The 8,949-nt window shown below is 54.1% G+C and carries 8 protein-coding genes; 5 read left to right on the top strand and 3 right to left on the bottom strand.

Features of this window, described 5'->3' with window-relative positions; genetic code table 11:
• From mtnA to Q0711_RS09705, 3 genes are all read right to left on the bottom strand, one after another.
• Positions 1-749 (bottom strand): S-methyl-5-thioribose-1-phosphate isomerase (mtnA, locus tag Q0711_RS09715; protein ID WP_299042421.1); only part of this gene is annotated, 749 nt, incomplete at its 3' end.
• An 88-nt stretch (positions 750-837) separates the two neighbouring features.
• A complete protein-coding gene (locus tag Q0711_RS09710) occupies positions 838-1,797 on the bottom strand; it encodes an asparaginase (protein WP_366142480.1) in 960 nt (319 codons plus the stop codon).
• A 31-nt stretch (positions 1,798-1,828) separates the two neighbouring features.
• Entirely contained in the window at positions 1,829-2,320 is a 492-nt protein-coding gene (locus Q0711_RS09705) for a CGLD27 family protein (RefSeq protein WP_298613969.1), read from the bottom strand.
• Between the two features lie 210 nt (positions 2,321-2,530).
• Here Q0711_RS09705 and Q0711_RS09700 point away from each other — a divergent pair, with 210 nt between their 5' ends.
• From Q0711_RS09700 to Q0711_RS09680, 5 genes are all read left to right on the top strand, one after another.
• Entirely contained in the window at positions 2,531-3,145 is a 615-nt protein-coding gene (locus Q0711_RS09700) for a precorrin-8X methylmutase (RefSeq protein ID WP_298615861.1), read from the top strand.
• The gene (gene rimM / locus Q0711_RS09695; protein WP_298615858.1) at positions 3,126-3,677 is read left to right on the top strand and encodes a ribosome maturation factor RimM; all 552 of its coding nucleotides are present in this window, start codon (positions 3,126-3,128) and stop codon (positions 3,675-3,677) included. The genes Q0711_RS09700 and rimM overlap by 20 nt, the downstream gene beginning before the upstream one ends.
• 194 nt (positions 3,678-3,871) lie before the next feature.
• Entirely contained in the window at positions 3,872-6,760 is a 2,889-nt protein-coding gene (gene infB, locus Q0711_RS09690; RefSeq protein WP_298615856.1) for a translation initiation factor IF-2, read from the top strand.
• A gap of 72 nt (positions 6,761-6,832) precedes the next feature.
• A complete protein-coding gene (locus Q0711_RS09685) occupies positions 6,833-7,744 on the top strand; it encodes an ABC transporter substrate-binding protein (protein ID WP_298617999.1) in 912 nt (303 codons plus the stop codon).
• A 205-nt stretch (positions 7,745-7,949) separates the two neighbouring features.
• Positions 7,950-8,867 carry an ABC transporter substrate-binding protein gene (locus Q0711_RS09680; protein WP_298618001.1) on the top strand — a complete coding sequence of 306 codons (918 nt, stop codon included), beginning with the start codon at positions 7,950-7,952 and terminating at the stop codon, positions 8,865-8,867.
• Positions 8,868-8,949 lie beyond the last annotated feature (82 nt).

The following is an 8,949-nucleotide window of genomic DNA, read 5'->3' as shown; positions in this document are numbered from 1 at the left end:
AGGGCAATGCGGTCGGCACCCACCACCACCGCGTCAATCATCCCCCGCTGCATACAGTGAGCCGCCATCGTATCGGCAAGAAGGGTAACGGGAATGCCCTCCTGCACACATTCCCAAGCGGTTAATTTAGCTCCCTGAAGGCGAGGACGAGTTTCATCGGCATAGAGCCGCTCCAAGCGACCCGCTGCCCAAGCCGCACGAACTACCCCTAACGCTGTTCCATAACCTGCTGTCGCTAGGGCACCGGCATTGCAGTGGGTGAGCAGGCGCAACTTCTCGGGAGTTTTCGGCAGGACACCAAGGCCGTTTTCACCAATGGCTTGACAGGTTTGCACATCTTCACGGGCAATGGTTTGGGCGGTTTCAAGAAGGTGCCGCTGTAATTCCGCCAAAGTGGCTGTAGGTTGCTGGGCTGCCCTTAACATGCGATCAATTGCCCAAAATAAATTCACTGCGGTTGGGCGAGTTTGGCGCAATTCCGAGGCAACATTCTCAAGGTGCGCCAAGAACCCCTGGCGATCGCTCCCTTTGTACTCTCTTGCCCCCAAAACCATGCCAAAGGCCGCTGCCACACCAATTGCCGGCGCACCCCGTACAACCATTGTCCGAATGGCAGTGGCCATCTCCGCAACGGTGGTGATGTCCTTAAGTTCATACTGTTCTGGCAAGCGGGTTTGATCAATTAACTGCACGCGATCGCCCGCCCACACCACAGGAAAGATAGTTCCGCTATTTGCTGTGACAGCCACACCGGCCTCCGTATCCAATTAGCGCCTAAAATGGATGCCCCATCACTGCTGAGGGGGTAAACTTACTTTAACCGTTCAAGCTCAATCTCTAGGCAAAAGTCAGTTCACCATTGACCTCTAGACGGGTAAATTGGTTGGGAATCAAAAACTGCTCCCCCAAGGTCTCCGCCACACTGGGGGTAATCCAGCCCAGTTGCTTCAACAGTTGAATGGCAACGGCATATTTGGCACGCTTAGCGCCATCGCTGACTTTAATCGCTAATCCCATGCCTTCCCCCACGCGCGCTATGCATTGAATTCCCTCAGCCCCAGACTTACTGAGGATTTCCCCCTCCGTGAGGCGCATCAACTCACTATCAAAGGCGCCGGGGCCGGCCACAAAATCAGGGTGGTGGGTCATGGCACGCACAACGCGCTCCATTGCCCAGTCATTGCCAGAGGCCAGTTGGCCGTAAAGGGTGGCCATCTGCACCAGTTGCATCAAGTACGTGGGCGCCCCACAGTCGTCGTGGGCACAGATAAATTCTGCGGCGGGCATCCTTAGCAGTTCCGCCACCTTGGAAAGGATCAGGGTCTGCACCGGGTGATTTTTGTGCAGATAGCTGGCCAACGGCCAATTGCGCTGTTGACAAACCGCTAGCATTCCTGCGTGTTTCCCCGAACAGTTGTGCTGGAGTGCCCCTTGGCGGCCGGCAGGAACGGGACATTGCAACGCCGTGGGATCGACATCAGCCCGCCAGAGAATGTTAAAGACTTGGCGGACTTGCTCAATACGGCCCTGGTGGGAACTACAGATAATGGCAAGGTCGCGATCGCTTAAATCAAACCGTTCCATCGTTCCTGTGGTGGTCACTGCCAAGGCTTGAAAGGGCTTGAGGGCAGAGCGGACAAAAGCAGCGGTTTCTACATTTCCTGCAAGGGCAAGGATGCGACCCCGGGCATCACAGACAACGGCATGGACATGGTGGCGCGACTCAACAATCCCTTCCCGCAGTAAACAAACCTCGAGGGTAGGGGCTTGGGTGCGTTTGGACATAGGTTCAGTCATGCGGGTAAATGGGCAACAATCTCAGCAGCAGCTACAGGAGTGCCCAGACAAGGGCAAGTCCCACAGAAAAGATCCCTAGCGCCAAAAGGGTCACCTGTAGCCGTTGCAAAATCGGGCGCAACTCGTAGGTATAAATTAGGCGATCTTGGGCTAATTCAGCTTCAGGCTTTTGCCATTCTTGACCGTCATACCAGCCGGTTTCTTCATAAACAACGGTGGGACGTTGCAGGCGATCGCCCACGTAGGCCCAACCCAACACAAGGCGCAGAAGGATGAGTAGCAATAAGAAGTTTGCTCCTAGGGCACCGGCCAAAAGGGTGTGAAAAGGTGCCTCTTTCAAAGAAAAACTGGCGATCGCCACCGGTGCACTGACCAACCAAGCCATTCCCCACAGCAGTGCCAAACGCCGTCGAAAGCGCGGACGTGGCCAAGTTGACCATTCAAAAAACCAAGAGGCTTTGAGGTCACGATATTCGTTGATGGGTCGTTGATCTGCCGGGACGGGACAGAGAATCTGAGACACAGTGGCACAAGTTTAAGGACGCTGTTTCCAGCATACCAGTCTCCCTGAAATCGTGGATCGCCACAGGGTGCATGAAATTGGGCATCGCCCCTGACACTAGAGGATGGTACACTCCCCTGTGCCGAGTGGCACAAAACTTTTGCTGCTATATTAATTGTTGCCAAGGCGTTGCCACATGAATCATTCTTTAACTTCCTTGCGGCACTGTTGATGGAATGGCACCAGTCTGATGTTGCGCAATTGCGTGTAATTGACCAGTTGCTGGCGGGACACAACCTGAGTCCAGCACAATACGACATTGCGCGCCGCGTAATTTATGCTACAGGGGATTTAGAGTATCTCAATCTCATTACTTACTCAGAGCAGGCTCTGCAATCCGGTGTGGCTGCCCTCGCCGCCCACACCCCGATTGTGGTGGATGTCACGATGGTGCAGGTGGGCGTCCTCTCCTACACCCAAAACACCTTTGGCAATCCGATCTACTGCGGGGCAGAAACCTTCACCCGTCCGCAGCAGGAAAAGTCCCGCATTGCCTTTGGCATTGAAACCTTGGCGCGGCGTCATCCCACGGCCATTTTTGTCCTCAGTAGTGATCATTCGGCCCTAGAACCGTTACTGACCTTAGTGGAGGCTCAGGAGATTCGTCCCGCGTTAATTATTGACGCCGCTCCCAATTTTCTCTCCCCCATTTTGGAACGCCTGCAAAAGTCTTGGGTGCCCCACATTGCTATTAAGGGTTGCAAGGGGGGCGTCAGCGTTGCCACAGCAATTATGAACGGTTTACTGAAGTTGGCTTGGACAGCCTATGGTGACCCCCTGCCCTGAGCCGAGTGAGTGGCTCTGTGTTGGCCGAATTATCGGCGCCCATGGCCTGCGGGGGGAAGTCAAGGTCAAGCCCTTTAGCGATTTTCCCGAGCGCTTTACGGTAGCGGGTTCCCGTTGGTTGCGATCGCCCCGGCAGCCACAACCCTATGCTGTCACTCTTGTGCGCGGGCGATTTTTGCCCCGTGCCGAACAGTTCGTTGTTGCCTTTGCTGAAGTTAGCGATCGCACCGCAGCGGAGGCGCTTAAAGGTGCAGAAATTTTAGTGCCCGCGAGCGATCGCCCGCCCCTTGCAGCCAATGAATACCACCTCATGGACTTAATAGGACTGGCAGTGTATCACCAAGGGGAGCAGGTTGGCGAGGTGGTGGGTTTGGTCAATGCAGGGAATGACTTACTGGAAGTACGGTTACTCAACCCTGCCCCCAAAGCGCCCCCATTGGTTTATATTCCCTTTGTACCGGCCATTGTCCCGGTCATTGATCTAAGGGCACGACGCATTGAAATCGATCCGCCTTTGGGGTTGTTGCCCTGATCAATCCCTCCCAAAATCGTTAATAATAGGAATACTTCTACTTTTTTGGCCTCGACTTTTGAAATTGTTGTTGAATGAGTTGTCCCAACCTATTCCTTAAAACCCGTTAATTTCACCTTAACGGTAGTCCTTACCCACGCGATCGCCCTACCGTTTGTCCTTTCGTAGAGATTTCAGCGCCTTTGAGAGAGAGCATGAGCATTGGTAAAGTTCGCATTTATGACCTGTCTAAAGAACTCAACCTAGATAATCGAGATTTATTGGCGATCTGTGAACAGTTGGGGATTGCCTATAAAAGCCACAGCAGTACTATTTCCGAGGCCGATGCTGATCGCATTCGCGAAGCGGCCAAAACCTACCAACCCTCCAGCGCCTCCCCCCGTAAAACCTCAAAAACCCCTCCCCCGGTGAAAAAAGCCCCAGCCCCTCCCAAAACCCAGCAGATTGTTGCTGTGCACACCCAAACCCGCTCTGAGACGCCAGAAGCGCCCAAGCCTCAATTACAACAGCCCCCCGCTCGCCCCCAACCGCCGCAAGCGCCCACACGACCCACTCCCCCTGAACCCGTTGCCACGAAACCGGTGGAACCCGTGGCTCCCAAGCCCCCGACACCTCCGGCAAAACCCGAACCGACACCACCGCGTCCAGCACCGGCTTTAGTCCCCCCACCGGCTCGCCCCACCAAGAAGGCGGAAACAGTCGCTGCAGCTCCCCCGCCCCGCAAAGAGCTGAAGGAACCCCCCAAGAAAGAAAAGGGGGCGATCGCCCCTGCGAAACCCAACAGTCAAGACCGCATCGAAATTGTGCAGCGGGCAGCACCTGCGGCACCGGTCAAACCTCCGGAAATGGCGCCCAAGCCCTCAATGCCGCAGCTACAACCGCCCCCGGCAAAACCTGTTCCCCCAGTGCCGCGGGCAGCGAATTCACCGAAGCCTGTCCCCGAAACCGTTGAGGTTCTCGATGATAAGTCCGTAAGCAAAGTCATCAAAGACCGCCACCGTCACAAAGACTTTGATGAGGAGGAGAACAAACGGAAATCCTCCCGCGCGGCCAAGTTGCGTGAAGAACTCATTGATGAAGAGGAAGAACTGGAACTCACCAGCCGCTTGGTGGCGGTACCCCAAGTCACGGTGGATGTCAGTCAATCGCTGCAACGGCCACCCAAACCCAAGACCCCTCGTCCAGCTCGCCCTGTTACACCGGCGGCGAAAACTGAAAAAAGCAGCGAGAAAAAACAACCCCGCCAGCGCGATCGCCGTCAAGAAGAGCCAGCCGAAGCACCACCTCCCGATCACATTACAATTGAAGGCCCGATGTCCGTGCAGGAGTTGGCCACTTTAGTGCGTCGCCCCGAAGCGGAAATTATTAAAATTCTCTTCTTTAGGGGAATTGCCGCCACCATCAACCAAACCCTTGAGGTGGAAACAATTGAACTTGTGGCCAAGGAATTGGGAATCACTGTTGAGACCGCTCAGCAGAAAGCCGATGCCACAAAAGTATCGGAAATGCTGGAATCCAGCGATCTCGATCACCTGCAACGCCGCCCTCCAGTGGTCACCATCATGGGTCATGTGGATCATGGCAAAACCAGCCTTCTCGATGCGATTCGCAATGCCAAGGTTGCCGCAGGGGAAGCAGGTGGTATCACTCAGCATATTGGCGCCTACCACGTAGATGTCGAATACAACGGCGAAAAACATCAGGTGGTGTTTCTCGATACTCCCGGTCACGAAGCCTTTACCGCTATGCGGGCACGGGGGGCACGGGTTACCGACATTGCCGTTCTCGTGGTTGCTGCCGATGATGGAGTACAACCCCAAACCATTGAAGCCATTAGTCACGCCAAAGCAGCCAAAGTTCCGATCATTGTCGCCATTAACAAAATTGACAAAGACTCTGCCCAACCGGAGCGAGTCAAACAGGAACTCACTGAATATGGTCTGGTGCCCGAGGAGTGGGGCGGCGACACGATTATGGTGCCCGTCAGCGCCCTACAACGCCAAAATCTGGACACGCTCCTAGAAATGATCCTGCTAGTGGCGGAAGTGGAGGATCTCTACGCCAATCCCAATCGCCCCGCCAAAGGCACCGTCATTGAAGCCCACCTAGACCGGGCACGGGGACCTGTGGCCACATTGCTGGTACAAAATGGGACACTGCGGGTCGGTGATATTCTGGTGGCGGGTGCCTGTTTTGGCAAAGTCCGCGCCATGATTGACGATCGCGGGCAGCGGGTCGAGGCAGCAACCCCCTCCTTTGCCGTAGAAGTCCTAGGTCTGGCGGATGTGCCTGCTGCCGGGGATGAATTTGAAGTCCTCAGCGATGAAAAAGCCGCCCGTGCCCTTGCGGAAGAGCGAGCCGCCGCCCAACGGCAATCCCGCCTTGCCCAAGCCGCCGCTGCCCGCCGAGTCTCCCTCACCTCGTTGTCTAGCCAAGCGCGGGAAGGGGAACTCAAAGAACTCAACCTCATTCTCAAAGCCGACGTTCAAGGGTCTGTAGAAGCCATTTTGACAGCCCTCAACCAGCTCCCCCAAGATCAAGTGCAGTTGCGGGTTTTGCTGGCTGCCCCCGGCGAAATTACCGAAACCGATGTTGACCTTGCCGCCGCCAGTAGTGCCGTCATTATTGGCTTTAATACCACCCTTGCCTCAGGGGCACGCCAAGCGGCAGAACGATACAACGTTGATATTCGTGAATACAACATCATTTATAAGCTCCTCGATGATATTCAAGGGGCAATGGAAGGGCTACTGGAGCCTGAGCTGGTTGAAGAAGAGCTGGGTCAAGCAGAGGTACGGGCGATCTTCCCCCTCAGTAAGGGAATTGTTGCGGGCTGCTATGTGCTCAGTGGCAAGCTGGTACGCAACTGTAAAGTGCGGGTGCTGCGCCAGCAAAACGTCATTCACACGGGCATCTTGAGTTCCCTCAAACGCATGAAGGACGATGTCCGCGAAGTTGCCGCTGGCTACGAATGTGGCGTGCGTTTAGACGACTTTGAACTTTGGCAGGAAGGCGATATTATTTCTGCGTTCCAAACAGTAACTAAGCGTCGTAGTCTTGGCAGCAGTAGCGATAAAAACTAAACTGGGGCAGAGTTGATGAACCGATAACTCTAAATTCATGATTCATGGTCAACCTGATGGGAGGAGGTCGCTATGGGACTGCAGCGTCGGACGTTTTTGCGCCGGCTGGCGCAGGGCATGGGGGCAATGGCGATCGCCAGCAGCAGTAAGCCACTACTGACGGCCTGTGCTAATCAGGCGAATTCTCCTTCCAGCACCGCGAAGACGGGCAGAGTCTCCAGTAATGGCTTGCTGAACCCTGGTACATTGGCTTGGGGTGCCGAGCAAGGTCCTCCCTATGTCTTTTTTGATCCGGCAAAGCCGGATCGACTACTGGGCTTTGAAGCGGAAATTGCCACCGCGATCGCCCAACTTATGGGAGTGCAAGCTAGCTTAATTCTTGGGTTGTACGATCAACTGCCAGTCATGCTTGCTGCCAACCAAATTGATTTCATCCTAAACGGTTGGGAAGTCACTGCCGAACGGCAGAAAACTCAGCTTTTCTCCCAACCTTACTACCGGTATGGCCAGCAGGTGGTGGTGCGGGCAAATGACCCCCGCTTTCAAGCGTACACCGCCAATAGCGAGATTAGTCTCGAGATTCTCACGGGCATGACAGTGGGCACAGGTCTTGGCTACAAAGCGCAAGCAATTCTTGAGGAAACGCCTACCCTTAAAGTCCGGCTATATGGCGGAACTGACTACTTCAACTACTTGGAAAGCGGAGCAGTTGACGCCCTTCTTTTGGACATTCCCATAGTGTCTTACGAAATTTTAGGTCAGGGGATTGGTGCAAATAAGAATTCCGCTCTACGAGTTATTGGCAAGCCCCTGTTTTTAGCGGATTATGTCATGGCATTCAATGGCGATAGCCCCAAGGGAAAAATTCTCAAGGGGGAGGTTGATCAAGCACTGAGTCTTCTCAAAAAAGATGGCACGTTGCGACGGATTTATGAACGCTGGGGACTCTGGAATGAAGCTCAAGCAGAAATTGGCATTCTTTAGGGTCAGAGTTTTGCATAGGAAAAACTGGAGTCCCCTGGGGGTACCTTATGAGTTATTTTAGAAGAACCTTCCCAGCCCTGTCACCACTTTCCCTGACCCTTGCCAGTATCTCCGGGAAAGGCTAGCTCAGTACTGGTCGCCATACCCTCGGCAAATCCAAGACTCAGGATCATCGGCAAAACTAGGCATGGAGGAATACCCTAAGATGGAACTGCAGCGTCGGACGTTTTTGCGCCGGCTGGCGCAGGGCATGGGGGCAATGGCGATCGCCACCAGTAGTAAAGCCCTGCTCACAGCCTGTGCCGGCAACGTAGATTCGACCTCTGGAACCTCAACGACGGGTACCGTCTCCAGCAATGGCCTCCTCAATCCCGGTACATTGGCTTGGGGGGCTGAGGCCATCAGTGGTGCTCCCTACGTGTTTTATGATCCCGTTAATCCCAGTAAGTTGATTGGTTTTGAGGTGGAAATCGCCGACGCGATCGCCCGACTAATGGGGGTCAAGGCCGTATTTGTTGCCACAGCCTATGATCAACTCCCGGCTGCCTTGGCTGCCAACCGCTTTGACATGATTCTCAATGGCTGGGAAATCACTGCCGATCGCGAGCGAACCCAACTCTTTTCCCAGCCCTACTATCGCTATGGTCAGCAAATTGTGGTGCGGGCTGAGGATCCCCGCTTTGAAAAATACACCGCCACTAGCGAAGTCACCCTTGCCGATCTCGCCGGCATGACCGTCGGTACGGGCATTGGCTACAAAGCCCAAGAAATTCTTGAAAGTGACAAAAACATCAAAACCCGTGCCTATGATGGCAATTTGCCCTTTGATGATCTTGCCCAAGGGCGTATTGATGCAGTGATGGTGGACTATCCAATTGTTGCCTACTACATTCTCGGAGCTGGTCCAGGGGGCACGGTAAACAATAACTTGCGCCCAATTGGTATGCCCACTTTTTTGAATAACTATGTGATTGCCTTTAATAAGAACAGCCCCAAAGGAGAAACTCTCAAGATAGAAGTCGATCAAGCCCTTGATATTCTCAAAAAGGACGGTACATTGCGCCGCATCTACGAAAAATGGAAAATGTGGAATGATCAGCAGACTCAAATTGGTATTGCCTAGGGTCAGACGTGGTGAACGACAGTTTCAAGGGGATTGAGCGTGTCCTTAAATTATCCTTGCATAGTTGGGTAGAAAGTGACGG

This window comes from uncultured Thermosynechococcus sp. (assembly GCF_937958135.1).
In the GTDB taxonomy this organism is placed as follows: domain Bacteria; phylum Cyanobacteriota; class Cyanobacteriia; order Thermosynechococcales; family Thermosynechococcaceae; genus Thermosynechococcus.
The sequence above is the reverse complement of the archived record's forward strand: the minus strand, read 5'-3'. Positions and strand labels throughout refer to the sequence as shown.

Excerpts from the sequence above, each read along its gene's own strand:
- Q0711_RS09710 (WP_366142480.1), bottom strand. The coding sequence starts at position 1,797 with ATGACTGAACCTATGTCCAAACGCACCCAAGCCCCTACCCTCGAGGTT.
- Q0711_RS09700 (WP_298615861.1), top strand. The coding sequence starts at position 2,531 with ATGGAATGGCACCAGTCTGATGTTGCGCAATTGCGTGTAATTGACCAG.
- rimM (WP_298615858.1), top strand. The coding sequence starts at position 3,126 with ATGGTGACCCCCTGCCCTGAGCCGAGTGAGTGGCTCTGTGTTGGCCGA.
- infB (WP_298615856.1), top strand. The coding sequence starts at position 3,872 with ATGAGCATTGGTAAAGTTCGCATTTATGACCTGTCTAAAGAACTCAAC.
- Q0711_RS09685 (WP_298617999.1), top strand. The coding sequence starts at position 6,833 with ATGGGACTGCAGCGTCGGACGTTTTTGCGCCGGCTGGCGCAGGGCATG.
- Q0711_RS09680 (WP_298618001.1), top strand. The coding sequence starts at position 7,950 with ATGGAACTGCAGCGTCGGACGTTTTTGCGCCGGCTGGCGCAGGGCATG.